This window comes from Rhodovulum euryhalinum (assembly GCF_004342445.1).
Lineage (GTDB): Bacteria > Pseudomonadota > Alphaproteobacteria > Rhodobacterales > Rhodobacteraceae > Rhodovulum > Rhodovulum euryhalinum.
Genome location: NZ_SLWW01000005.1, coordinates 1 through 23,152 on the forward strand (window position 1 = coordinate 1; position 23,152 = coordinate 23,152).

Genomic DNA, 23,152 nt, shown 5'->3' on the forward strand with positions numbered 1-23,152 from the left:
AATGCCCTCGGCACCGCCGAGATCGTCCGCGTGGCCTGAACCGGAAGGGGCAAGGGGAAGTCATGCCTCAAGCCACCTTTATGCAACAACGCCGATTCAATGCATGGTTTGCAAATTCGATACCTGAAACGGAAGAGAGATTTCAGTCTTCTGTGTCCAATTTTCAACGCGCAGCCTTGCTCATACCTGAAGGTAAAATCGAGGAGGAAGCCGCTTTAGTTTTCGCGGTGACTTCACTGGAGATTCTGCGTGCGAGTATGAAGGAGTTGAGAGTTGCTTCATGGAGCTTAGGAGAAAATCTAGGAACGCTTTCTGAGGGAGGAGCAAGGTTTGTTTCAAACGGCAGAATACTTGGCGCATTGTTGAAAGACTTCAGTGACTTTCTTGATCGCGCGGATGCCTCAATTGATGAGGTGCTCAAGTCTGCCAAACGATAAAAAGCGTAGGGTGGGTGCCAACCCACCACACTACCACCTGACGCCCCCCCCGCCCCCCCCGCCTTTTCCGCTATCTTCCGCCCATGCCCGACCTCACCCGCTTCCTCACCGCCCAATCCACCACCTTCCCCATGGCGCTGGCCGAGCTTCGGGCGGGCCAGAAGCGCAGCCACTGGATGTGGTTCATCTTCCCGCAACTGGCCGCCCAGCACCCGTAGGGTGGGTGCCAACTCCACCACGCCCCACATTGCCCAACCCAAGCCGCGCCCTAGGATTCCGGGGAAACCGGAAAGGGGGACCCCATGTCGATCGTCACGCTGATCGTTCTCTATCTCGTCACCGCGCTGGTCTTTCTCGCCGCCGATGCGGTGATGCTGACCAAATTCATGCGCCCGCTGTTCGAACGCTATATCGGCGACTGGCTGCTCGACGACCCGCGCCTCGGGGCGGCGGCGGCCTTCTACCTCGCCTATGTCGCGGGGGTGGTCTACCTGGTCTCGCGCCCCGCGCTGATCGCGGGCGACGCCACCCAGGCGCTGGTGCAGGGGGCGATCCTCGGCGCGCTGGCCTATGGCACCTATGAATTCACCAACTGGGCCACGCTCAGGAACTGGTCGGTGGTGCAGGTGATGGTCGACACCACCTGGGGCGCGGTGCTGACCGGCGTCTCGGCCTGGGCCGGGGTCATGGTGGCGCGGGTGTTTGCCTGAAGATTGGGCGAAATGGCAGCGGGCGGCCCGTTAACCCGGGCCGCCGCGCGAAAAAAGTCCGATGGAAGTCCGATAAACGGCCTCAGATCAGCCGCAACTCGCCGGCCGACCGGCGCCCGTCGCGCCCCTCGATCATTTCATAGGCCACCTTCTGGTTGTCGGCCAGCCCGGTCAGCCCGGCGCGTTCCACCGCCGAGATGTGGACGAACACGTCCTTGCCGCCGTCATCGGGCGCGATGAACCCGAAGCCCTTGGTAGTATTGAACCATTTCACGGTGCCGGTGGGCATCGTCGCTCTCCCGTTCGGTCCGCGCCCGCGGAATTGCGGCGCCGGTGGTCACAGCCAGGTCTTCCAGTCTACCGGCTGCCCCACGCAGAGGAGCGGTCGTCCAGGTCGTCTGCCGTCACGGTTCCAGAGGATGGCGGACGAATCGGTTAAAGATCAAGCCAAGAGTGCTGCGGCGATTCGCACCGCCCCTACTCTGCACAAAACAAGGGCAAAACGATCGCCCGCGCGCCGCAAGGGCACGCGGTCCGGCTTGGCAAGCGCGCAAGGGGCGCCTAGATCGAAACGACGCGGACAAGGAGGTCGGACATGCGCAACGCCGCCCTGATGCTGGGGCTGATCGCGGGTCTGCTGGCCCTGGTCGTCGGTTTTTTCGGCTATGGCTATACCGTGTTCATCGAGACCTTCGGCGAGGTCGGCGATCTGGCACGGCAGGTCGAGAACCCCGACAAGACGCGCATCCTGTCGCTGGTCGCGCCGATCCTTGCGATCGCGGGCGGCGCGATGGCGCGGTCGCGGAACGTTCTGGGCGGGGCGCTGATGCTCTTGTCCTGCGCGGGGATGTACTGGGGATTCGGATTCAACGTGTTCACCATGTTCCCGATCGCGATGTGCGGGCTGGGTGGCATCCTCGCCCTGGCCGCGCGTCAGCCGGACGCTGCCTGAGCGCGGCGTTTCAGCCAGCCGTCGACCGACATGGGCCCGCCGCCAAGAACCGCGGGGATCGACAGCAGTGCGATCCAGATCAGCCGCTGGTCAAGGATCGGTGCATCCGGGCTCCGGTCGAACCAGGCGCCGAGCGCGGCAGGGTCGGCCAGCGCGCCATGCCCGACAAGGTCGGTGGCGGTCTGCACGATCACGAAGCCGATCATGCCCAGCGCCGCAAGCCGCGTGACAAGGCCGACCACGACAAGCGCGGGCAACAGCAGCTCGGTCCACGTGCCGGCCATGACGATCCCGTGCTGCCATGGGGCAAGCTGGCTGGCATCGAACCCGGCGGCCGCCATTGCGCGGGGGAAGATCTGGGCATAGGCGCCCAGCGCCGGGCTGAACAGGCCCAATGGCCCGTCGCCGATCTTGGTCATTGCCGAGCCCCAAAAATAAACAAGCAGCGTTGCAGCAAAAGTGAAACGCGCAAGGGTGGTCAGAACGGTACGTCCGAACGCTGCCTCAAGCCGGTCTGCCGCCCGGTCACCAAGTCGCAACAGATAATTCATGATAATTCCTCGGTGCTGATGCCGCAGATCGCCCGGGTTTCGAGCAGGATCTGTAAAAGGATCGAAATATTCGATTCGTGAAAGTTCGGTGGCGCACCGGCAAGCACGTCGCCCAGGCGACCGCCGCTTGATAGGGCCAGGAGAACGGCGTGACTCCCGGCCGGAAGACGGCGCAGGACCGGGTCGAAGCCCGGCCGCGCGACCAGCACCTCCTCAGGCTCCGGTTGCGGGTTGGGGCCGCCGTTATGGGCCATCCAGATGCCGTGAACCGGCCAGTCCGAGCGGATCAGGCGTACCGCGGGCGCAAGGCGCAGCCGTGCCCGGGCCAGCGCCTCGGGCGGCAGTGCAGCCAGAGCCTCGGGCGCGATGGGGGCGGCATCGGCGGCGTGATAGCTCTCGCGCAGGGCCAGTTCCAGCCGGGCGATGTCGGGCAGGTAGGGCAACCCGTCAACCGGCGGAAATCCTTTCAGGAAGCCCGGCAATTCGGCGCCGTAGAGCATGAGCAGCGGCGTGAGCGGCGGATGGCGGCGGACGAATTCCCCGGCCATGGCCTTGAAAAACGGCGCCCCCACCAGCGCCCGGACCACTGGGAATCCGGTCTCCAGCGCTTCGATCAGGCTGGCCACGACATTGTTGCGGTAGACGTCAAAGCGCCGCGCGGCCGGCGGGCCGCCCTTGCCCAAAAGGCCCGGGGGATACGCGCGATCCGGGTCCAGCAGGGCAGCGGCGAACTCATCCTGCCGGGTCATCATGCGGCCGCGCCTGTCATCACTGCCCCAGCGCGCGCGGCCTCGGCGGCAAGCAATGGCCAGTCGGGCACGTCGGTGTCCCATTCGATCAGCGTCGGCACCGGCCCGGCCAGCGACAGCGCGTGCCGAAACAGCGCCCAGACCGGGTCGGCGACCTCGGCACCGTGGCTGTCGATCAGCAGGGGAGTCCCGTGATCGTCGGCCTGCGTGTCGTGGCCCGCCAGATGGATCTCGGCCACTGCCGCCATTGGAAAGGCGTCGAGATACGCGGCCGCGTCTGCGCCGCGATTGGTGCAGGCCACGTGAACGTTGTTGACGTCGAGCAGCAGCAAGCAGCCCGTCAGGCGCACCAGTTCGGCCAGGAACTCGGTCTCGGGCATCTCGGTTTCGGCGAAGTCCAGGTATGTTGCCGGATTCTCCAGGAGCATGCGCCGGCCAAGCGTGTCCTGCACCTGGTCGATATGTGCCGCGACACGGGAAAGGGTCCGCGCCGTATAGGGCAGGGGCAACAGGTCGTTCAGATAGGCCCCTTCATGCGTCGACCAGGCCAGATGCTCCGAAAAACTGGCCGGGTCCAGCCAGCCCAAAAGGTGTTTCAGACGCGCAAGATGATCGGCATCCAGCGGCCCCTCGCCGCCGATCGACAGCCCCACGCCGTGCACCGATATGGGAAAACGCTCGGCCAGCGCGCACACTTGGGCAAGCGGCCGCCCGCCTGCGCCCATGTAGTTCTCGGCGTGGATTTCCAGCCAGGCCACGGGGCCGGGATCGGCCATGATCGCCGCAAAATGCTGCGTCTTGAAGCCGACGCCGGGACGGGGCGGCAGAGCGAAGCGCGTGGTATCCAGCATCGGTGTCCTCCCAGGAAGTTCCCGGCTCGGGCGCGGGTGGCCCGGGCCGGGAGGCCATGGCTCAGGCCGGCAGGTCGCGGTCGAGCGGTTCCAGCGAGCCCATGCGATCACCGGGCAATTCCATGCTCTCGCAGGTGCCTGCGGGCACCAGTTTCCAGGCGCTGCCCTGGTAGTCGACCTTCGACGTCCCGGCGCAGGTCGTCCCGGGGCCCGCGGCGCAATCGTTCTCGCCCGCCAGCGAGACACCGTAGCATTTCTCGTTTTCCTGGGCCTGGGCCGGGGTGGCGGTGTGCGCCGCCAACGCGGCGGCCATGGCTCCAGCCAGCACGAAGGCCGTTTTGGTGTCGGACATGAATGAACTCTCCCTTGAATGGTTCCCTGTGTCGCATATCGCGACACGTCCAGATGAGCCCGGCCGATCATTCAAGATCCATTCACAGGACGGTGCAGCACGCGCCCGTGAGCAAGCGTCAGATCATTGAAATATTTATGAAAAATGCAGGAAAGCGAAAAGGCGCCGGTTTTCGGCGCCTTTTCAATGGGCTGGGCCCTGGGTTCAGCGCAGGTCGGGCGGGCGCGCCGCGTCCGTCAACTCCGACACGATCTGATCCAATGTTACAGTCTCGGTCCGCGTCTCGCCCAGCCGCCGCACCGTGACCGTGCGCTGCTCTACCTCGCGCGCGCCGATGGCAAGGATCACCGGCACCTTGCCGACCGAGTGCTCGCGCACCTTGTAATTGATCTTCTCGTTGCGGATGTCGGCCTCGGCTCGCACGCCCGCCGCCGTCAGCGCCGCCACGACCTCGCGCACGAAATCGTCGGCATCCGACACGATCGACGCCACCACCACCTGACGCGGCGCCAGCCAGAACGGCAGTTTCCCGGCGAAGTTCTCGATCAGGATGCCGATGAACCGCTCGAAGCTGCCGAGAATCGCGCGGTGCAGCATCACGGGGCGGTGCTTGGCGCCATCCTCGCCGATGTAGTTCGCGTCCAGCCGCTCGGGCAGCACGAAATCCACCTGCAAGGTGCCGCATTGCCAGTCGCGTCCGATCGCGTCGGTCAGCACGAATTCCAGCTTGGGCCCGTAGAACGCACCCTCGCCGGGGTTCAGTTCATAGGCATAGCCCGCCGCCTCGGTCGCGGATTTCAGCGCCGCCTCGGCCTTGTCCCAGACCGCGTCGCTGCCCGCGCGCATCTCGGGGCGGTCCGAGAATTTCACGCGGAACTTCTCGAACCCGAGATCGGCATAGATCGCGCTCAGCATCGCGATGAAGCGGCGCGTCTCCTCCTCGATCTGGGCCTCGCGGCAGAAGATATGCGCGTCGTCCTGGGTGAACCCGCGCACCCGCATGATGCCGTGCAGCGCGCCCGAGGGTTCATAGCGGTTGCACGACCCGAATTCCGCCATCCTGAGCGGCAGATCGCGGTATGACTTGAGCCCCTGGTTGAAGATCTGCACATGGCCGGGGCAGTTCATCGGTTTCAGCGCATTGATCGTCTTTTCGCGGGCGTGTTCCTCGTCCACCTCGACGATGAACATGTGTTCCTGGTACTTTTCCCAGTGGCCAGAGGCTTCCCACAGGCGGCGGTCGACCACCTGCGGCGTGTTCACCTCGACATAGCCAGCGGCGGTCTGGCGGCGGCGCATGTAGTCCTGCAGGGTCGTGTAGATGCGCCAGCCGTTGGGGTGCCAGAACACCTGTCCCGGCGCCTCTTCCTGCATGTGAAACAGCGCCATCTCGCGGCCCAGCCGCCGGTGGTCACGCTTTTCCGCCTCTTCGAGGAACTGCAGATAGTCCTTGAGCGCCTCGCGGTTGCGAAAGGCCACGCCGTAAATGCGTTGCAGCATCGGCCGGGTGCTGTCGCCCCGCCAGTAGGCGCCCGCAACCTTCATCAGCTTGAAGGCATCGGCGGGCACTTGCCCCGTGTGTTGCAGGTGCGGGCCGCGGCAGAGGTCCTGCCAGTGGCCGTGCCAGTACATCCGGATCGGCTGGCCCTCGGGGATCATGCCCACGAGTTCCACCTTGTAGGGCTCGTTGTTGGCCTCGTAATACTTCACCGCCCGGTCGCGGTCCCAGATTTCCGTGGTGACGGGATCGCGGCGGTTGATGATCTCCTTCATCTTGGCCTCGATCTGGCCGAGATCCTCGGGCGTGAAGGGGGCGGCGCGGTCGAAGTCGTAGTACCAGCCGTTCTCGATCACCGGGCCGATCGTCACCTTTACGTCGGGCCAGATCTCCTGCACCGCGCGGGCCATGATGTGGGCCAGGTCGTGGCGGATCAGTTCCAGCGCGGGGGCGTCGTCCTGCATCGTGTTGATGGCGATGGAGGCGTCCTCAAGGATAGGCCATTGCAGGTCGAAATGGCGGCCGTTCACCTGGGCCGAGATCGCCTTTTTCGCCAGGGAGTTGGAGATCGAAGCCGCGACCTCGGCGGGTGTCGTCCCGGCGGGGACGGCGCGCTGGTTGCCATCGGGGAAGGTAAGCGTGATCTGGCCCATTGCGGCCTCCTCGTCGGTTTGGCGCCCACGGAACGCCCGGTTGCGGGTTATGTCGGCCGAGTCTCTGGACCCAACGGAGGGCGGAGTCAAGGTTCGCGGCGCCGCGCCGGGGCAGGCGCACGGTGGCGAGGGACGATTCAGGAGCTGTCTTTCTCGGACATGAGATATGCGGAAAAGGGGCCTGAGGCGGGCATTCCCGCATCAGGATTTCCCTTTTCCGATAATCCCGGCCTCAGCCCAGTTCGCCCAGCCTGGCCAGTGCGGCGCGCAGCTTGGCGGCTTCGTCGCGCTTGGCTTCGGCAAGGTCGCGGGTTTCCTCGACCACCTCTTCGGGGGCGCTGTCGATGAATTTCGGGTTGTTCAGCCGCCCCATCAGCCCGGCCATTTCCTTGTCGAGCTTGGCAAGGCCTTTCTCCAGGCGGGACTTTTCGGCGGCGACGTCGACGATGCCGGCGAGCGGCAGGGCGAGGTGGGCGCCCTCGATGGCGATGGTCACGCAGCCCTTGGGCAAGTCCTTGACTTCACTCAGGCTTTCGACGCGGGCGAGCTTGCGGATCAGCGCCTCGTTACGGTCCCACGCGGTGCGGGCGGCGGGGTCCATCTGGGTGGCGAGCATCGGGACCTGGGCGCCGGCGGGCACGCCCATCTGGGCGCGGGCGGAGCGGATTTCCTCGATCAGATCAATGACCCAGTTCATCTCGCGGTCGGCGTCGGGGTCGATCATCTCGGCCCCGTAGGTGGGCCAGTCGGCGTGGACCAGCATTTTTTCTCGGGTGCCGGTCATGCCCCAGAGGTCTTCGGTGATGAAGGGCATGATCGGGTGCAGAAGGATCAGGCACTGGTCCAGGACCCAGGCCATCGTGGCGCGGGTTTCCCTTTGGTCTTCGGCACTTCCGTCCAGCAGGAGGGGTTTGGAGAACTCCACGTACCAGTCGCAGACCTTGCCCCAGACAAAGGCGTAAAGGGCGTTGGCGGCGTCGTTGAAGCGGTAGTTTTCCAGTGCCTCGTCAACGGCTTGGCGCACTTTTGCGGTCTCGCCGATGATCCAGCGGTTCACCGTCTGAACTGCATCGGAATTCGATCGGATTTCCATCGGACTTTCGTCGGAAAAGACGCCGTTCATCTCGGCGAAGCGGGCGGCGTTCCAGAGCTTGGTGCCGAAGTTGCGGTAGCCCGCGATGCGGCTGGTCGACAGCTTCAGATCGCGCCCCATCGCGGCCATCGCGGTGAGGGTGAAGCGCACCGCGTCGGCGCCGAATTCGTCGATCAGTTCCAGCGGGTCGAGGACGTTGCCCAGCGACTTCGACATCTTCTTGCCCTTCTCGTCGCGGACGAGGGCGTGGACATAGACGGTGTGGAACGGGATCCGGTCGACCACGGCCAGCTGCATCATCATCATCCGGGCGACCCAGAAGAAGATGATGTCGAAGCCGGTGATCAGGACATCGGTGGGGAAATACTTGCGCAGTTCCGGCGTGTCCTCGGGCCAGCCCAGCGTGCCGATGGGCCAGAGCCCGGACGAGAACCAGGTGTCGAGGACGTCGGGGTCGCGAGAAAGAGTGACGTGATTCAATTCGGGCTGACTGTCGCCCCAAGCAGTAGAGCCCGCGATTGGCATAGGCTCGTGGCGAAAGCCTTCGAGGGTATCCTCGATGTGATGAACACCAACCTCGACCGTTCGACCTGTCTTTTCTCGGTAATACTCTGCTGCAAGCTGAACCGCTTCGCTCTCGGAAGCAGCGCAGAATTGCTTGCCGAGTAGATCGGTGACTTGGCCATGTTCATCTAGTTCCGGTCCGAACCACACCGGAATCTGGTGCCCCCACCAGAGCTGGCGGCTGATGCACCAGGGCTCGATGTTTTCCAGCCAGTGGAAATAGACCTTTTCGTGCTGCTCGGGCAGGATCTTCGTCCGCCCGTCGCGGACGGCCTCCAGCGCGGGGCCGACGATCTTGGCGGTGTCCACGAACCATTGATCGGTCAGGTAGGGCTCGATGGCGACCTTCGACCGGTCGCCGTGGGGGACCATGTGGCGGTCGGGGTCGATGCCGTCGAGCCAGCCTTCTTCTTGGGCCGTTTCAATGATCCAATCGCGGGCGTCTTGCCTCGGCATACGTCCTTCGTCATCAGGGTCGATTGCCGCGATCAATCGCGCGACACCGTCCGGGTCACAATCCTCCGCGAAATCGTGGTTATCACGAAGCCAGATGCGGGCGCGTGTATCCATGACGTTGATTGGCTTCTTGCCCGTCTTACCCCCTTCGATCCATTCCTCGTGAGTCTGCGCAATCCCATTGCGACGGCCTACCTCCCAGTCGTTGAAATCGTGGGCGGGCGTGATCTTGACCGCGCCGGTGCCCTTGGCCGGGTCGGCATAGTCGTCGGCCACGATGGGGATGGACCGGCCGCACAGCGGCAGGCGGACGGTCTTGCCGATCAGGTGCCTGTAGCGGGGATCGTCGGGATGCACGGCCACGCCGGTGTCGCCCAGCATCGTCTCGGGGCGGGTCGTGGCGACGACGAGGTAATCGCGGGTCTCGTAGGCGGTGGGGGTGCCGTCCTCGTCGAACTCGACGGGGTGCTGGTAGGTTTCACCGTTTTCCAGCGGGTAGCGCAGGCGCCACATCGCGCCATCGACCTCGACCTGCTCGACCTCGAGATCGGAAATCGCGGTTTCGAAATGCGGGTCCCAGTTCACCAGCCGTTTGCCGCGGTAGATGTAGCCCTTGTTGTACATGTCCACGAAGACCTTGATGACGGCATCGTGGAAATTGCCTTCCTCGCCCGCGGGCGCGCCGGGGGCGCCCGACATGGTGAAGGCGTTGCGCGACCAGTCGCAGGAGGCCCCCAGCCGCTTGAGCTGGTTGATGATGGTGCCGCCCGACTGCTGCTTCCATTCCCAGACCTTGGCGACGAAATCTTCGCGCCGCTCGAAGTCACGGCGGGTGATGCCCTGTTTCGCCAGTTCCCGTTCCACGACCATCTGGGTCGCGATGCCCGCATGGTCCTGCCCCGGCTGCCAGAGCGTGTCGAAGCCCCGCATCCGGTGCCAGCGGACAAGGATATCCTGCAACGTGTTGTTGAAGGCGTGGCCCATGTGCAGGCTGCCGGTGACGTTGGGCGGCGGGATCATGATGCAGAAGGTCTCGGGCCGGGACGCGTTGGCGCCCGCCGCGAAGCAGCCGGCCTTTTCCCAGGCGGCGTAGAGCCGGGCCTCGGCCTCGGCGGCGTTGAAGGTCTTTTCCATCGGCATCGGGCGTCCTCGGCATCCTGGGCTTCGGGCCCGTGATTAGCGAATGGCGGGGACAAGGCCAAGCCCCGGCGGGGGTGGACAGGGGGCGCGCGGCCGCTATCGTCGGGCCGGACAGGACAGGGAGACGCGCGATGGACACCAAATTCGGGGCGAGCCAGACGGTGCGCCGCATCGAGGATGTACGGTTCCTGACCGGGCAGGGGCGCTATGTCGACGATATCGCGCCCAGGGGCGCGCTGGTCGCCCATGTGCTGCGCAGCCCGGTGGCGCATGCGCGGATCACGGCGCTGGACGTGGGCGCGGCGCGGGCCGCGGCGGGGGTGCACCTGGTGCTGACCGCCGAGGATCTGCTGGTGGCAGGGGTGACGCTGGACATGCGCGCCACCGTGGTGACCAACCGCGACGGGTCGAAGGGCGCGGAGCCGGGGCGGCCGCTGCTGGCGCGCGGCAAGGTGCGCTTCGTGGGCGAGGCGGTGGCGATGGTGGTGGCCGAAACGCTGGACCAGGCGCGCGACGCGGCCGAACGGATCGTGTTCGAGTTCGAGGAACTGGAGCCACACCTGGCGTTGGCGACGGGCGGGCCGGCCGTCCATGACGAGGTGGCCGGGAACCTGGCCTATGACTGGGCGATGGGGGATGCCGCGGCGGTCGAGGCGGCCTTTGCTGCGGCGGCGCATGTCGTGTCGGTCGAGGTGCCGGACAACCGGGTGATCGTCAACTCGATGGAGCCGCGCGGCGCCTGGGCGGAATGGGCGGACGGGCGGCTGCATCTCTGCGTCAACGGGCAGGGGGTCTGGGGGCAGAAGGACAAGCTGGCCGAGATGCTGCACCTGGCGCCCGGCGACGTGCGGGTGACGAACCCGGACGTGGGCGGCGGCTTCGGGATGAAGGGGATGACCTATCCCGAATACTACGTCATTGCCCATGCCGCACGCGAGCTGGGCCGGCCCGTGCGCTGGATGTCGGAACGGACCGAGGCGATGCTGAGCGACAATGCGGGCCGCGATCTGGTCTCGACGGTGGAACTGGCGTTTGACGCGGATCACCGGATCACCGGCTACCGGGTGACGAGTGTGTCGAACCTCGGGGCCTACAATTCCGAATTCGCCCAGCCGATCCAGTCGCTGCTGTTCGCCAAGGTGCTGACCGGGGCCTATGACATCCCGGCGGCGCTGTTGCAGGTGAAGGGGGTCTATACCAACACCACGCAGGTCGATGCCTATCGCGGCGCCGGGCGGCCCGAGGCGATCTATGCGCTGGAGCGCGCGATGGACCATGCGGCGCGGGTGCTGGGGGTGGACCCGTGGGAGCTGCGGCGTCGGAACTTCATCGCGCGCGATGCCTTCCCCTACCGGACGCCCACGGGCGAATTGTATGACGTGGGCGATTTCGGCCGGGTGCTGGCGCGGGTCCACGGGGCGGCCGACGTGGCGGGCTTTGCTGCGCGCAAGGCCGAGAGCGAGGCCGCGGGGCGGCTGCGGGGGCTGGGCCTGTGCTATTACATCGAGTCGATCCTGGGCGACCCGACCGAGGGGGCCGAGGTCGAGTTCTGCGCCGATGGCAGCGTGAACCTTTACGTGGGCACCCAGTCGAACGGGCAGGGGCACGAGACGGTCTATGCCCAGTTCCTGGCCGACCGGACGGGGATTGCGGTCGAGCGGATCCGCGTCGTCCAGGGCGACAGCGACCGCATCGCCAAGGGTGGCGGCACGGGGGGCTCGCGCTCGGTCACGACCCAGTGCAACGCGACCGTCGCCACCGTCGAGAAGATGGTCGGGGCCTTCGCGCCCTTCCTGGCCGAGCAGATGGGGGTTGAGGCGGCGCGGGTTGCCTTCGATGGCCACAGCTTCCGCGCGGCAGGGTCGAACCTGACGCCCACGCTGGTCGAAGCGGCCGAGATGGCGCGCGCTGCCGGCCGCACGGACCTGTTGAAGCACCGGGCGGAGTATACCCTGCCGGGCCGGTCCTATCCGAACGGCGCCCATGTGGCCGAGGTCGAGATCGACCCCGAGACCGGCAAGACCAAGGTGGTCAAATACACCGTCACCGACGATTTCGGCAACCTGATGAACCCCCGGCTGGCCGAAGGTCAGGTCCATGGCGGCGTGGCGCAGGGGCTGGGCCAGGCGATCTGCGAACATGTGGGCTATGACGAGTACGGCCAGTTGCTGAGCGCGAGTTTCATGGACTACGCGATGCCGCGGGCTGACGACATGCCGTTCATTACCTTCACGACCGCGCCCGTGCCCTCGACCGCGAACCCGCTGGGCATGAAGGGTTGCGGCGAGGCGGGGACGGTCGGCGCGATGGCCGCTGTGGCGAACGCGGTGCAGGGCGCGCTGTGGGATCGCGGCGTGCGCCGCGCCGACATGCCGTTCACGCCGCTTCGTGTCTGGGAGATGCTGCGCGGGGCCGGCTGAGCGCCGCGCCCCCCTTGGCATGGCGCGCGCCCCCGTGTATGGCGGCGCCAACCCAAGGAGACGCCCATGCAAGGCAGCGCCAATCTCAACATCATGATCAAGGCCGCGCGCAAGGCCGGGCGCAGTCTGGTCAAGGATTTCCGCGAGGTCGAGAACCTGCAGGTCTCGATGAAGGGGGCAGGCGATTTCGTCAGCCGCGCGGATACCGCCGCCGAGAAGATCCTCAAGGACGAGTTGCGCGGCGCGCGGCCGACCTATGGCTGGATCGGCGAGGAGACCGGCGAGGAAGCGGGCGAGGATCCGACCCGGCGCTGGATCGTCGATCCGCTGGACGGGACCACGAACTTCCTGCACGGGCTGCCGCACTGGGCGGTGTCCATCGCGCTGGAGCACAAGGGCGAGATCGTCGCGGGCGTGATCTTCGACGCGGCCAAGGACGAGATGTTCGTCGCCGAGAAGGGGGCGGGCGCCTGGATGAACGAACGCCGGCTGCGTGTATCGGGGCGCGCGCGCATGATCGAGGCGATCTTTGCCACCGGCGTGCCCTTTGCCGCGAAGAAGACGCTGCCTGCCACGTTGCAGGATCTGGCCCGGCTGATGCCGCATTGCGCGGGGGTACGCCGCTGGGGCTCGGCCGCGCTGGACCTGGCCTATGTGGCCACGGGCCGGTACGACGGCTATTGGGAGCGCGAGTTGAACGTCTGGGATATCGCCGCCGGGCTGCTGCTGGTGCGCGAGGCCGGCGGGCTGGTCGGCGCCGTCCGCCCGGGGCATGATCCGCTGGTGCATGGCGATGTTCTGGTGGCCAACGAGGCCCTGTTCGATCCCTTCGCGAAACTCATCAGGAACACCTGACGGCCCGCAAGGCGCCCTTGTTCCGCCTACTTCTTTAACCAAAACGGACCAAGGCCCGTGAGAAGAGGGGAACGAAGCATGTGTTCGATGACAATGATGGCGGCCGATTCCGGCCTCGCGGCGCGGGTGCGCGCCTTTCTGTCCTGTGAGGATGGCGTCGTGACGGTCGACTGGGTGGTCCTGACGGCGGCCGCCGTGGGCCTGTGCATGGGGATGTTCGCCTCGGTCAACACCGGCGTCTACGCCGTGGGCGACGGGGTCGGTCAGCGCCTGTCGGAAGCCGAGATCGTGGACCTGGGCGTGGTCAACGACTGATCCGGGGCGCGCGCGGCGCCCCTGCCTCAGCGCCTGCGGCCGGCGCGCGGGATCGGGGTGCGGCGATAGGGCGCCTCGGGATGCGGCGGGTGGCCATGGGTGCGCGCCCAGAAGGCCGGGCCGCCCCGCCCCAGCCAGAGCGGCAGGATCAGCGCCAGCCCCGCGACGAAGCCGCCCGCATGCGCCCAGTAGGCGACCCCGCCCTGATCCGTGGGCGTCGCGGCACCGGCGAAAAGCTGCAGCCCGAACCACAGCCCCAGCATCAGCCAGGCAGGCACCGGCAGGATCCGGATGATGACCACCAGGAAGATCAGGATATCCACCCGCGCCCTGGGAAACAGCAGCAGGTAGCCGCCCATCACCGCCGCGATCGCGCCAGACGCGCCCACCATCGGCACCAGCGAGAGCGGATCCATCGCGTATTGCGCCAGTCCCGCCGCCAGCCCGCCCGCGAGGTAGAAGCCGAGAAAGCCGAGATGGCCCAGTTCCTCTTCGAGGTTGTCGCCGAAGATCCACAGGAACAGCATGTTGCCGCCCAGGTGCATCAGCCCGCCATGCAGGAACATCGAGGTGGCCAGCCCGTGCAGGTGAACCCCTTCGTGGATCGCCGCGGGGATCAGCGCCCAGCGCAGGAAGAAGTGATTCAGCGCCGCAGGGTCCTGGAAAAGCGGCCAGTAGGACAGGAACACGATCACGTTGGCCGCGATCAGCGCGTAGACGACATAGGGCGTCCGGGTCGACGGGTTGTGATCGCGCAGCGGGAACATCGCCCGCAGGCTAGCCGGTCGCGCCCGCCGGTCAAGCGGAACCGACCTCGGCCAGAAGCGCCGCGTTCCCGCCCGAGGCGGTGGTGTCGATGCACAGGTGCCGTTCATGGCGGGCATGGGCGGTATCGGGCAGGCCGGTGACCAGCGGCACCAGCGGACCGCCGCGCCGCGCCAGCGCCTGCGCGATGGCCCGTCCGGTGGCGCTGTCGCCCCACCAGAGCACGCCTGCGAACCCGTCCAGCGTTTCCAGCATGTCCGGTGCCACCGTCCCGGTCACCGCCACCGCTGCGCCGCCCAGCGCGCGCACCGCGTCGGTCTGCGCCTGGGCGGCGGCGCGCCCGGGCCCGAGGCACAGCAGCGGCGGGCGGGGATGGGTGGACAGCCGGTTCGACTCGCCGGTGGGGCCGGGCAGGGCGCGGCTGTCCGGGCCGTGCCCCGGCGCCGCCTCGCGCAGTGCGCGGGCCAGGGTTTCGGCGGTGACCGTCCCCTCTGGCACACCGGCGATCTTGGGCGCGGGCCGGGCGGTGAAGCGGGGCAGGTAGTTCGCTCCGCCCGCCTTGGGGCCGGTGCCCGAAAGCCCCTCGCCGCCGAAGGGTTGGCAGCCCACCACCGCGCCGATCTGGTTGCGGTTGACGTAAGCGTTGCCGACCGCCAGCCGCTCGGCGATGTGCTGCACGCGGTCGTCGATGCGCGAATGAAGCCCGAAGGTCAGGCCATAGCCGCGCGCGTTGATCGCGTCGATCACCCGGTCCAGGTGTTCGGCCCGGAAGGTCGCGACATGCAGGACGGGGCCGAAGATCTCGCGCTCCAGCGCCGCGATGCCGTCGACGCGGATCAGCGCGGGGGACAGGAAATGGCCGGTTGCCGGGGCAGGCGCCTGCCATAACAGGCGGCCGTCGGTGCGGGCCTGCGCGACATGGGCGGTGAAGTCCCGCAGCGCGGCGGCCTCGATCAGCGGGCCGATATCGGTGGACAGATCCCAGGGATCGCCAAGGCGCAACTCGGCCATGGCGCCGGTCAGCATCTTCAGGAAGCCCTCGGCGATATCCTCCTGCACATAGAGGCAGCGCAGCGCCGAGCAACGTTGCCCGGCGGACTGGAACGCCGAGGTGACCACGTCACGCACCGCCTGTTCGGGCAGGGCGGTCGAGTCCACCACCATCGCGTTCAGCCCGCCGGTTTCCGCGATCAGCGGCGTACCGGGGGCCATGTGGTCGGCCATGGCGCGCGCGATGATCCGGGCGGTTTCGGTCGCGCCGGTGAAGGCCACGCCGTTGACGCGGGGATCGGCGGTCAGCCGCGCGCCCACCGTCGCGCCGTCGCCGGGCAGCAGTTGCAGCGCGTCGCGCGGCACGCCCGCCTCATGCAGCAGGCGTGTGGCATAGTGGGCGATCAGCGGGGTCTGTTCGGCGGGTTTGGCCAGCACGGCATTGCCCGCGGCCAGCGCGGCCGTGACCTGGCCGGTGAAGATCGCCAGAGGGAAGTTCCACGGCGAGATGCAGGCGAAGACGCCGCGCGGGGGGGTGTCGAGGGTTTCGGCCTGCGCCGCGTAATAGCGCAGGAAATCGACCGCCTCGCGCAATTCGCCCACCGCATCGGGCAGGGTCTTGCCCGCCTCGCGCGCGACGATGGCGAAGATCGCGCCGAAATGGTCCTCATACAGATCGGCGGCGCGGCGCAGGATGGCCGCGCGCGCGGCGGCGGGGGCGTCCCAGGGGCGGGCGGCGGCGAGCGCGGTGTCCACATCGCCTGTAGAGGCCGGGCGGACATGGCCCACGATATCCGCCGGATCGGCCGGGTTCAGGACGGCCTGCGCCGTTTCGGGCGCGGCTGTCCCGGCGATCAGGGGGGCTGCCTCGAACCGGGCGGCGCGGTGGGGCGCGCGGGCGGCCTCGATCGCGGCCAGATCGGGGGCGTGGGCCAGATCCCAGCCGCGCGAATTGCGCCGTTCGGGGGCGAACAGCGCAGGCGCGCGCCGGATCGCGGGGTGTTCGGGGGCGTCGAGATACGCCTCGATCTCGGCCAGCGGGTCGGCGGCGACGGTTTCGGGGGGCACGTCCTCGTCCACGATCCGGTTCACGAAGGAACTGTTCGCGCCGTTTTCCAGCAGCCGCCGCACCAGATAGGCCAGCAGGTCGCGATGCGCGCCCACCGGCGCATAGATGCGGCAGCGCGCGCCGTCATGCCGGGCCATCACCAGATCGTGCAGCGTCTCGCCCATGCCATGCAGGCGCTGGAATTCAAAGGCGGTCCGGTCCGCCCCCATGTCGAGGATCGCGGCGACGGTGTGGGCATTGTGCGTGGCGAATTGCGGATAGATCCGATCCGTCATGCCCAGCATCTTGCGGGCGTTGGCGATATAGCTGACATCGGTCGCGGCCTTGCGGGTGAAGACCGGGAAGCCGTCCACGCCGATCACCTGCGCGCGCTTGATCTCGGTATCCCAATAGGCTCCCTTGACCAGCCGCACCATCAGGCGGCGGTCATGCCGGTCTGCCAGCGCATGAAGCCAGTCCAGCACCAGCCCCGCGCGCGGGCCATAGGCCTGCACCACCACGCCGAACCCGTGCCATCCGGCAAGGCGCGGGTCGGCCAGCACCGCCTCGATGACGTCAAGCGACAGCGCCAGCCGGTCGGCCTCTTCGGCGTCGATGTTCAGGCCCATCCCGGCCTCGCGCGCCATCAGCGCCAGATGCAGCAGGCGCGGTGCCAGTTCCGCCATCGCCCGGTCGCGCTGGGCGACCTCGTAGCGGGGGTGCAGCGCCGAGAGCTTGATCGAGATGCCGGGATTGTCGCGGATATCGTCCGCGGTGGCGGCGCCGGCGATCCGGGCGATGGCCTGTGCATAGGCGTCCAGATAGCGGCTTGCGTCGTCTTCGGTGCGCGCAGCCTCGCCCAGCATGTCGTAGGAATAGGTGTAGCCCTTCGCCTCCATCCCGGCGGCGCGGTCCATGGCGGCCCCGATGGTTTCGCCAAGGACGAACTGGCGGCCCATCTCGCGCATGGCGCGGGCGACGGCGGTGCGGATCACCGGCTCGCCCAGTCGCCGGAGGGCGCCTTTCAGCGTGGCGGCAAGGCCGGGCTGGGGGTCGTCGAGTACCCGGCCGGTGAGCATCAAGGCCCAGGTGGAGGCATTGACCAGCGGCGAGGCGGATTTTCCAAGGTGGCGGCCCCAGTCGGAGGGGGCGATCTTGTCCTCGATCAGCGCGTCCATCGTCTCGGCATCGGGCACGCGCAACAGCGCCTCGGCCAGGCACATCAGCGCGACGCCCTCTTCGGTCGAGAGGCCGTATTCGGCCAGGAACACCTCCATCAATCCGGGGCGATCATGGGCGCGGATGTCGCGGACCAGCGCGGCGGCTGCGGCGGAAATGCGGGTGCGGGCGGCGGCATCCAGCCCGGTTCCGGCCAGCAGGCGTTTCAGCACCGGGCCTTCGGGCGCATAGGTTGCGGCCTCGATCCCGGTGCGGAGGGTGGTGGTCCTGTCGGTCATGGCGTTTCCCCTGAACTGGGGCCAGTATACCGTCGAATGATGCGCCTGTTCGGCCAGTTTCAGGCTTATAGACAGGTGAAGCGACTGAATTGATGGGGCCAGATATGCCGGACGACCTTTCCGCCCTCGACCGCCAGGACCGCGCGATTCTGCGCGTGCTGTCCGCCGAGGGGCGCCTGCCCGTGGCCGAGCTTGCCCGCCGGATTGGGCTGTCTAAGACGCCGACCCAGGCGCGGATGCGGCGGCTGGAGGAGGCGGGCATCATCACCGGCTATCGCGCCATGCTGAACCCGATCCGGCTGGGGCTGGCCCATGTCGCCTTTGTCGAGGTGCGGCTGTCCGACACCCGCGAGGCGGCGCTGCGCCAGTTCAACGCCGCCGTGCGCGCGATCCCCGAGATCGAGGAATGTCACATGATCGCGGGCGGCTTCGACTACCTGCTGAAGGTGCGCACCGCCGACATGGTGCAGTACCGCGAGGTGATGGCGGAACGGCTGTCGGGCCTGCCGCATGTGGCCAATACATCGACCTATGTCGCGATGGAGGCGGTGAAGGATGCGGGGTTTGCCCAGCCCGGCTAAGGGTTTCGCCCGATCCCCCGCCGCGTGCTAGACTCCGTCGCGAGACAACCTCCGGGGGGAGAGATATGCGATTCGTCCTGAGCCTGCTGGCCTGCGTCGCGCTGCCTGTGGCGGCGTTGGCCCAGGAAATGCGCGCCATCACCGGCAGCCTGATCTACCGCGAGCGGATCGCGCTGTCGCCCGAAGCAGAGATGCTGCTGGAACTGCGCGACGCGGGCGGCGCGGTGGTCGTCAGCGAGGCACTCCCGACCGAGGGCGCGCAGGTGCCGCTGCCCTTTGCGGTGCAGGCGCCCGCGGGTCCCGCGTTCAGCTTGCGCGCGGCGCTGCGGCTGGATGGCCAGATCCGCTGGCTGAGCGATACGGTCGCTATCGAGGCGGGCGAGGGGCCGGTGCAGGCGGGAGAGGTGATGCTGAAGGGGTTCCGGCCGATGGGGTTCGCCACCACGCTGAGTTGCGGCGAACTGACGGCGGAACTGGGTTTTGTCGGGCAGGGCGCGCGGCTGCGCATCGGCGGGCAGTATGTCAAGCTGGTGCCGGAAGTGACGGCCTCGGGGGCGAAATTCGTGGCCGAGGGTGACCCGGAGACCTGGGTCTGGACCAAGGGTGATGCCGCCACGCTGCGCCTGCATGGGGCGGAGTTTCCGGAATGTCGCGCGGCGCTGCCGGGGGGCAGCTACCGCGCCCGCGGCAACGAACCCGGCTGGACGCTGGAGATCGCGGGCGGGCAGATGCGCTATGCGGGCGATTACGGCGCGACCGGGATCGCGGCCCCCCTGCCCGAGCCCGGGATCGTGGACGACGCGCGCCGCTACGCGCCCGAGGGGGCGGACCTGGTGCTGACGCTTGCCCCGGCCCTGTGCCGCGACACGATGACCGGGATGCCCTATCCCGATACGGCCAGCGTCGAAACCGGCGGGCAACGCCTGACCGGCTGTGGCGGCGATCCGCTGGACCTGCTGGCCGCCCATCCCTGGCGGATCGAGGATATCGGGGGCGGCGGAATCATCGATTCCTCGAATGTCACTATCGCCTTTGGCCGCGACGGGCGGGTGTCGGGGAGCGGCGGCTGCAACCGCTTCATGGGCGGCGCCGAACTGACCGGCGAGGGGCTGCGCATCGGCCCGGTCGGGGCGACGCTGATGGCCTGTCCCGAGGCGTTGATGATGCAGGAACGCCGGGTCTTCGAGGTGCTTGACCGGGTGGACCGGTTCGATGTCTCCGAGGACGGCGCGCTGCTGCTGATCGGCGGGGACGCGGTGCTGGCCACCGCGCGGCGCTGAGGCTTTTCCTTGGCGCGGCGGGCGGCTATGGTCCGGCCGGGTCACGTGCGGACGTGGCGAAATCGGTAGACGCAGCAGACTTTGATTGGAGTGCCCGCGGGGAAACGCGCGGTGCAGAACCGCTCAAATTCGGGGAACGCTAACGGGCGCGCGCGCCCTAAGCCAATCCCGAGCCAAGCCCCCTTGGGGGAAGGTGTAGAGACTGGACGGGCGGCGCCTACAGCCCTTGCGGGCCACGGCGAAGGGACAGTCCAGACCACGAACGCCGCCCGAAGAGGATGGGCGGCGGCGGTGAAAGCCGAAGTGGTACGAAAATCTGCTTCTCGCACGAGAGTACGGGTTCGAGTCCCGTCGTCCGCACCACCCCCCCTGCGGGGGGCGTGCTCAGGCGCGTTCGGCCATCGCCGCGGCGAAGCGTTCGAACAGGTAATAGCTGTCCTGCGGCCCCGGACTTGCCTCGGGGTGATACTGCACGCTGAAGGCGGGACGGTCGGCCATGCGGATCCCGCAGTTCGACCCGTCGAACAGCGAGACATGGGTTTCCACCACGCCCTTGGGCAGGGTCTGGCTGTCCACGGTGAAGCCGTGGTTCATGGACGTGATCTCGACCTTGCCGGTTTCCAGGTCCTTGACCGGGTGGTTCGCGCCGTGATGGCCGTGGTTCATCTTGATCGTCCTGGCGCCCAAGGCGAGGGCCAGCATCTGGTGGCCGAGGCAGATGCCGAACAGCGGCACGCCCTTGTCCAGCACCTTCTGGATCATCGGCACCGCATATTCGCCGGTCGCCGCCGGATCGCCGGGCCCGTTCGACAGGAACACGCCATCTGGGTTCAGCGCCAGCACGTCCTCGGCGGTGGCGGTGGCGGGCAGCACGGTGACATCGCAGCCCGCCGAGGCGAGGCAGCGCAGGATGTTGCGTTTCGCGCCATAGTCGATCGCGACCACCCGGTGGCCCGGCCCCTCGCGCCGTGCATAGCCTTCGGGCCAGGCCCAGCGCATCTCGTCCCAGCGGTAGGACTGGGCGCAGGTCACGTCCTTTGCCAGGTCAAGGCCCACAAGTCCCGACCAGCCGCGCGCCCTTGCCACCAGTTTTTCGATGTCGAACCGGCCTTCGGGATCATGGGCCAGCGCCACATGCGGGGCGCCCTGCTGGCGGATTGCGCGGGTCAGGCGGCGGGTGTCGACGCCGCCCATCCCGATCCGGCCACGCCGGGCCAGCCACCCGGTCAGCCGTTCCGTCGCGCGCCAGTTCGAGGGCTCGGTCGGGTCCCATTTCACCACCATGCCCGCGGCGACCGGCGCGGCGGTCTCGTCATCCTCGGCGTTGACGCCGACATTGCCAACATGGGGGAAGGTGAAGGTGACCACCTGCCCGGCATAGGAGGGGTCGGTCATGATCTCCTGATAGCCGGTCATCGCGGTGTTGAAGCACAGTTCCGCCACCGTCTCGCCGGTCGCGCCAAAGCCCTGACCGTAGAACACGGTGCCGTCTGCAAGCGTCAGGCAGGCGGTCGGGCGGGGGGTGGCGGCGGGCATCGCGGTCTCCTCGGGTGCGGAATCTGGCGGACACTAGGCTTGGGGGGGCAAAGAATCAAGGGTTGCGGCAAAATGTGAATTCACTTGATTTCAATGGGTTATCACGCGGCGGCGCGGCTTGCCTCGCCCCATGGGCGGCCCTATCTTGGCCAACTTGACGCAAATGCGACAAAAGGTGACCCGAATGGACCTCAGAACCCGCATTTCCTCGGGCCTCAAGACCGCGATGAAGAACCAGGAAGCCCAGCGGCTGTCCACGCTGCGCCTGATCAACGCCGCGATCAAGGACAAGGACATCGCGCTGCGCGGCGAGGGCGTCGAAGAGGGGGTCGGTGATGCCGAGGTGCTGGCGATTCTCGGCCGGATGACCAGGCAGCGCCAGGAAAGCGCGCGGGCCTACGAAGAGGGCGGGCGGCTGGACCTTGCCGAGGCCGAGCGCGCCGAGATCGCCGTGATCGAGGAATTCCTGCCACGCCCGCTGACCGAGGCCGAGGTGGCCAGGGCGGTCGACGAGGCGATCCAGACCACCGGGGCCGAGACGATCCGCGACATGGGCCGGGTGATGGGCGTGCTCAAGGCCGATTACGCAGGCCGCATGGATTTCGGCGCGGTGGGCCCGATGGTGAAGGAGCGGCTGGCCTGACCTGCGCAAGCCGGACGGGACGCCTGCGGCATCCTGTCCTGCGTCCGGACGTGGGCTTTGCGGGCGGGCGGCCTTGCCCCCGGGGTGCGGGGCCCCATCTAGGGGTAATCGAATGGTAAGGGACAGCGCGTAATGGGGTCCGATGAAGGCGGCGGCTTTCATTGGGGCGGACGGGGCGCTATTCCCGGTGGCGGGACCGAGACAGGAACGTGACGATGCTGATGAAATACCTCAAGAGCGTGAAACCCCAGGACTGGCCCGCGGTCATCCTGCGCGGCGCGGCATTGATCCTGATCGTGAGCTACCTGATCGCGTTCTTCTTCATCTACTCGCACTACATCTTCCTGCTTACGGCGCTGGTGATGGGTCTGCTGCTGGCGCGCGAGATGTATGAGGATCTGGCCCAGCGGTTCTTCAAGCTGAAGGCCGAGGAATATGAAAAGGACCTGATGGGCCTGCACGAGCATCCCCACCCGGAAGAGAACCGCTCGCTGCTGATCGAGGGGCGCGCCTCGATGAAGGACATCACCGACCGCAACACGCGGCACTGACGGGCGGTCCCGCCGCCGGCCTCAGCCGAAGATCCGGCCGAAGCTGCGCTTCAGCGCGACGTCCACATCCGCCATCGTCACCGGCAGGCCCAGATCCACCAGGCTGGTGACCCCGTGCTCGCGGATGCCGCAGGGCACGATGCCGTCGTAATGCGAAAGGTCCGGCTCGACATTGATCGACAGCCCGTGAAAGCTGACCCAGCGCCGCAGCCGGACGCCAATCGCCGCGATCTTGTCCTCGCGCGGCGCGCCCGATGGGCCGGGCGGCAGGTCGGGGCGCATCACCCAGACGCCGACGCGGCCCGCGCGGCGTTCGCCATGCACGTTGAACTCGGCCAGCGTCGCAATCACCCAATCCTCGAGCAGGGTCACGAAGCGGCGCACGTCGCGGCCCCGCGCGCCGACATCAAGCATGACATAGACCACCCGCTGGCCCGGCCCGTGATAGGTGTATTGCCCGCCCCGCAGCGTCGGAAACACCGGAAACCGGCCGGGATCGGTCAGGTCCTCGACCCGCGCCGAGGTGCCTGCGGTGTACAGCGGGGGATGCTCGACCAGCCAGATCGCCTCGGCCGCGCGGCCCGCCGCGATCGCCTCGGCCCGCGCCTCCATAGCGGCGCAGGTCTCGGGATAGGGCGCAAAATCCTCGAAAATGCGCCATTCCGGCCCCATGGTCGTCCTTTCCTGCCTTGACAGGTTTCGCGG

The 23,152-nt window shown here is 67.5% G+C and carries 22 protein-coding genes; 11 read left to right on the plus strand and 11 right to left on the minus strand.

The annotated features are described in order from the left end of the window. The 3 genes from EV655_RS07070 to EV655_RS07080 all read left to right on the plus strand — a co-directional run. A partial coding sequence (locus EV655_RS07070; protein WP_207901938.1) for a hypothetical protein occupies positions 1 to 437 on the plus strand: 437 nt, incomplete at its 5' end. Between the two features lie 83 nt (positions 438 to 520). Then, a complete protein-coding gene (locus tag EV655_RS07075; protein WP_132543276.1) occupies positions 521 to 655 on the plus strand; it encodes a DUF1810 family protein in 135 nt (44 codons plus the stop codon). A gap of 84 nt (positions 656 to 739) precedes the next feature. Beyond that, positions 740 to 1,147: a DUF2177 family protein gene (locus EV655_RS07080; protein WP_132543278.1), complete on the plus strand. Its 408-nt coding sequence runs from the start codon at positions 740 to 742 to the stop codon at positions 1,145 to 1,147. An 82-nt stretch (positions 1,148 to 1,229) separates the two neighbouring features. Here EV655_RS07080 and EV655_RS07085 read toward each other — a convergent pair whose 3' ends face one another. Further along, on the minus strand, positions 1,230 to 1,436 hold the full coding sequence (locus EV655_RS07085; protein WP_132543280.1) for a cold-shock protein: 207 nt from the start codon (positions 1,434 to 1,436) through the stop codon (positions 1,230 to 1,232). 306 nt (positions 1,437 to 1,742) lie between these two features. On the opposite strand from EV655_RS07085, the gene EV655_RS07090 reads away from it, so the two are divergent. Continuing rightward, entirely contained in the window at positions 1,743 to 2,099 is a 357-nt protein-coding gene (locus tag EV655_RS07090) for a hypothetical protein (protein ID WP_132543282.1), read from the plus strand. Here the strand turns inward: EV655_RS07090 and EV655_RS07095 are convergent. From EV655_RS07095 to EV655_RS07120, 6 genes are all read right to left on the minus strand, one after another. Beyond that, positions 2,081 to 2,518 carry a DoxX family protein gene (locus tag EV655_RS07095; protein ID WP_341540297.1) on the minus strand — a complete coding sequence of 146 codons (438 nt, stop codon included), beginning with the start codon at positions 2,516 to 2,518 and terminating at the stop codon, positions 2,081 to 2,083. The two genes, EV655_RS07090 and EV655_RS07095, sit on opposite strands and share 19 nt — an antisense overlap. A 128-nt stretch (positions 2,519 to 2,646) precedes the next feature. Next, positions 2,647 to 3,402 (minus strand): HvfC/BufC N-terminal domain-containing protein, encoded by a 756-nt coding sequence (locus tag EV655_RS07100; RefSeq protein WP_243645017.1) that lies wholly within the window; start codon positions 3,400 to 3,402, stop codon positions 2,647 to 2,649. Beyond that, positions 3,399 to 4,250, minus strand: coding sequence for an MNIO family bufferin maturase (gene bufB / locus EV655_RS07105; RefSeq protein ID WP_132543286.1), 852 nt, complete (start codon positions 4,248 to 4,250; stop codon positions 3,399 to 3,401). The genes EV655_RS07100 and bufB overlap by 4 nt, the downstream gene beginning before the upstream one ends. Before the next feature lie 61 nt (positions 4,251 to 4,311). Then, the gene (locus EV655_RS07110) at positions 4,312 to 4,602 is read right to left on the minus strand and encodes a BufA1 family periplasmic bufferin-type metallophore (RefSeq protein ID WP_132543288.1); all 291 of its coding nucleotides are present in this window, start codon (positions 4,600 to 4,602) and stop codon (positions 4,312 to 4,314) included. Between the two features lie 204 nt (positions 4,603 to 4,806). Beyond that, a complete protein-coding gene (thrS, locus tag EV655_RS07115; protein ID WP_132543290.1) occupies positions 4,807 to 6,753 on the minus strand; it encodes a threonine--tRNA ligase in 1,947 nt (648 codons plus the stop codon). A gap of 232 nt (positions 6,754 to 6,985) precedes the next feature. Next, on the minus strand, positions 6,986 to 10,006 hold the full coding sequence (locus tag EV655_RS07120) for a valine--tRNA ligase (RefSeq protein ID WP_132543292.1): 3,021 nt from the start codon (positions 10,004 to 10,006) through the stop codon (positions 6,986 to 6,988). Between the two features lie 131 nt (positions 10,007 to 10,137). Here EV655_RS07120 and EV655_RS07125 point away from each other — a divergent pair, with 131 nt between their 5' ends. From EV655_RS07125 to EV655_RS07135, 3 genes are all read left to right on the plus strand, one after another. Further along, positions 10,138 to 12,426: a xanthine dehydrogenase family protein molybdopterin-binding subunit gene (locus EV655_RS07125; protein WP_132543294.1), complete on the plus strand. Its 2,289-nt coding sequence runs from the start codon at positions 10,138 to 10,140 to the stop codon at positions 12,424 to 12,426. Positions 12,427 to 12,492: 66 nt separating this feature from the next. Continuing rightward, positions 12,493 to 13,281, plus strand: coding sequence for an inositol monophosphatase family protein (locus tag EV655_RS07130; protein ID WP_132543296.1), 789 nt, complete (start codon positions 12,493 to 12,495; stop codon positions 13,279 to 13,281). A gap of 78 nt (positions 13,282 to 13,359) precedes the next feature. Beyond that, positions 13,360 to 13,596 (plus strand): hypothetical protein, encoded by a 237-nt coding sequence (locus EV655_RS07135; RefSeq protein WP_243645018.1) that lies wholly within the window; start codon positions 13,360 to 13,362, stop codon positions 13,594 to 13,596. 26 nt (positions 13,597 to 13,622) lie between these two features. Here EV655_RS07135 and EV655_RS07140 read toward each other — a convergent pair whose 3' ends face one another. Continuing rightward, positions 13,623 to 14,363: a rhomboid family intramembrane serine protease gene (locus EV655_RS07140; protein WP_132543297.1), complete on the minus strand. Its 741-nt coding sequence runs from the start codon at positions 14,361 to 14,363 to the stop codon at positions 13,623 to 13,625. Between the two features lie 31 nt (positions 14,364 to 14,394). Next, a complete protein-coding gene (gene putA, locus EV655_RS07145; RefSeq protein WP_132543299.1) occupies positions 14,395 to 17,856 on the minus strand; it encodes a bifunctional proline dehydrogenase/L-glutamate gamma-semialdehyde dehydrogenase PutA in 3,462 nt (1,153 codons plus the stop codon). Positions 17,857 to 17,960: 104 nt separating this feature from the next. Between putA and EV655_RS07150 the strand changes: the two genes are divergently transcribed. Continuing rightward, on the plus strand, positions 17,961 to 18,437 hold the full coding sequence (locus EV655_RS07150) for an Lrp/AsnC family transcriptional regulator (protein ID WP_132543301.1): 477 nt from the start codon (positions 17,961 to 17,963) through the stop codon (positions 18,435 to 18,437). A gap of 65 nt (positions 18,438 to 18,502) precedes the next feature. Then, positions 18,503 to 19,717, plus strand: a complete 1,215-nt coding sequence (locus tag EV655_RS07155; RefSeq protein WP_132543303.1) for an META domain-containing protein — start codon at positions 18,503 to 18,505, stop codon at positions 19,715 to 19,717. A gap of 384 nt (positions 19,718 to 20,101) precedes the next feature. Here the strand turns inward: EV655_RS07155 and carA are convergent, their stop codons facing one another. Then, complete coding sequence (gene carA, locus EV655_RS07160) at positions 20,102 to 21,253, minus strand: glutamine-hydrolyzing carbamoyl-phosphate synthase small subunit (RefSeq protein ID WP_132543305.1); 1,152 nt, start codon at positions 21,251 to 21,253, stop codon at positions 20,102 to 20,104. Positions 21,254 to 21,437: 184 nt separating this feature from the next. Here carA and EV655_RS07165 point away from each other — a divergent pair, with 184 nt between their 5' ends. Then, positions 21,438 to 21,896, plus strand: coding sequence for a GatB/YqeY domain-containing protein (locus EV655_RS07165; protein ID WP_132543307.1), 459 nt, complete (start codon positions 21,438 to 21,440; stop codon positions 21,894 to 21,896). A 215-nt stretch (positions 21,897 to 22,111) separates the two neighbouring features. Beyond that, on the plus strand, positions 22,112 to 22,447 hold the full coding sequence (locus EV655_RS07170; protein ID WP_132543308.1) for a hypothetical protein: 336 nt from the start codon (positions 22,112 to 22,114) through the stop codon (positions 22,445 to 22,447). A 21-nt stretch (positions 22,448 to 22,468) separates the two neighbouring features. Here EV655_RS07170 and lipB read toward each other — a convergent pair whose 3' ends face one another. Beyond that, positions 22,469 to 23,119, minus strand: a complete 651-nt coding sequence (lipB, locus tag EV655_RS07175; RefSeq protein WP_132543309.1) for a lipoyl(octanoyl) transferase LipB — start codon at positions 23,117 to 23,119, stop codon at positions 22,469 to 22,471. Between the last annotated feature and the right edge of the window lie 33 nt (positions 23,120 to 23,152).

What these genes read in the sequence shown, in the direction of transcription:
- carA (WP_132543305.1), bottom strand. Translation starts at nt 21,253, where the DNA reads ATGCCCGCCGCCACCCCCCGCCCGACCGCCTGCCTGACGCTTGCAGAC.
- EV655_RS07155 (WP_132543303.1), top strand. Translation starts at nt 18,503, where the DNA reads ATGCGATTCGTCCTGAGCCTGCTGGCCTGCGTCGCGCTGCCTGTGGCG.
- lipB (WP_132543309.1), bottom strand. Translation starts at nt 23,119, where the DNA reads ATGGGGCCGGAATGGCGCATTTTCGAGGATTTTGCGCCCTATCCCGAG.
- EV655_RS07120 (WP_132543292.1), bottom strand. Translation starts at nt 10,006, where the DNA reads ATGCCGATGGAAAAGACCTTCAACGCCGCCGAGGCCGAGGCCCGGCTC.
- EV655_RS07140 (WP_132543297.1), bottom strand. Translation starts at nt 14,363, where the DNA reads ATGTTCCCGCTGCGCGATCACAACCCGTCGACCCGGACGCCCTATGTC.
- EV655_RS07075 (WP_132543276.1), top strand. Translation starts at nt 521, where the DNA reads ATGCCCGACCTCACCCGCTTCCTCACCGCCCAATCCACCACCTTCCCC.
- thrS (WP_132543290.1), bottom strand. Translation starts at nt 6,753, where the DNA reads ATGGGCCAGATCACGCTTACCTTCCCCGATGGCAACCAGCGCGCCGTC.
- EV655_RS07150 (WP_132543301.1), top strand. Translation starts at nt 17,961, where the DNA reads ATGCCGGACGACCTTTCCGCCCTCGACCGCCAGGACCGCGCGATTCTG.
- EV655_RS07085 (WP_132543280.1), bottom strand. Translation starts at nt 1,436, where the DNA reads ATGCCCACCGGCACCGTGAAATGGTTCAATACTACCAAGGGCTTCGGG.
- EV655_RS07095 (WP_341540297.1), bottom strand. Translation starts at nt 2,518, where the DNA reads ATGACCAAGATCGGCGACGGGCCATTGGGCCTGTTCAGCCCGGCGCTG.
- EV655_RS07130 (WP_132543296.1), top strand. Translation starts at nt 12,493, where the DNA reads ATGCAAGGCAGCGCCAATCTCAACATCATGATCAAGGCCGCGCGCAAG.
- bufB (WP_132543286.1), bottom strand. Translation starts at nt 4,250, where the DNA reads ATGCTGGATACCACGCGCTTCGCTCTGCCGCCCCGTCCCGGCGTCGGC.
- putA (WP_132543299.1), bottom strand. Translation starts at nt 17,856, where the DNA reads ATGACCGACAGGACCACCACCCTCCGCACCGGGATCGAGGCCGCAACC.
- EV655_RS07090 (WP_132543282.1), top strand. Translation starts at nt 1,743, where the DNA reads ATGCGCAACGCCGCCCTGATGCTGGGGCTGATCGCGGGTCTGCTGGCC.
- EV655_RS07170 (WP_132543308.1), top strand. Translation starts at nt 22,112, where the DNA reads ATGCTGATGAAATACCTCAAGAGCGTGAAACCCCAGGACTGGCCCGCG.
- EV655_RS07125 (WP_132543294.1), top strand. Translation starts at nt 10,138, where the DNA reads ATGGACACCAAATTCGGGGCGAGCCAGACGGTGCGCCGCATCGAGGAT.
- EV655_RS07165 (WP_132543307.1), top strand. Translation starts at nt 21,438, where the DNA reads ATGGACCTCAGAACCCGCATTTCCTCGGGCCTCAAGACCGCGATGAAG.
- EV655_RS07110 (WP_132543288.1), bottom strand. Translation starts at nt 4,602, where the DNA reads ATGTCCGACACCAAAACGGCCTTCGTGCTGGCTGGAGCCATGGCCGCC.
- EV655_RS07080 (WP_132543278.1), top strand. Translation starts at nt 740, where the DNA reads ATGTCGATCGTCACGCTGATCGTTCTCTATCTCGTCACCGCGCTGGTC.
- EV655_RS07100 (WP_243645017.1), bottom strand. Translation starts at nt 3,402, where the DNA reads ATGATGACCCGGCAGGATGAGTTCGCCGCTGCCCTGCTGGACCCGGAT.
- EV655_RS07135 (WP_243645018.1), top strand. Translation starts at nt 13,360, where the DNA reads ATGTGTTCGATGACAATGATGGCGGCCGATTCCGGCCTCGCGGCGCGG.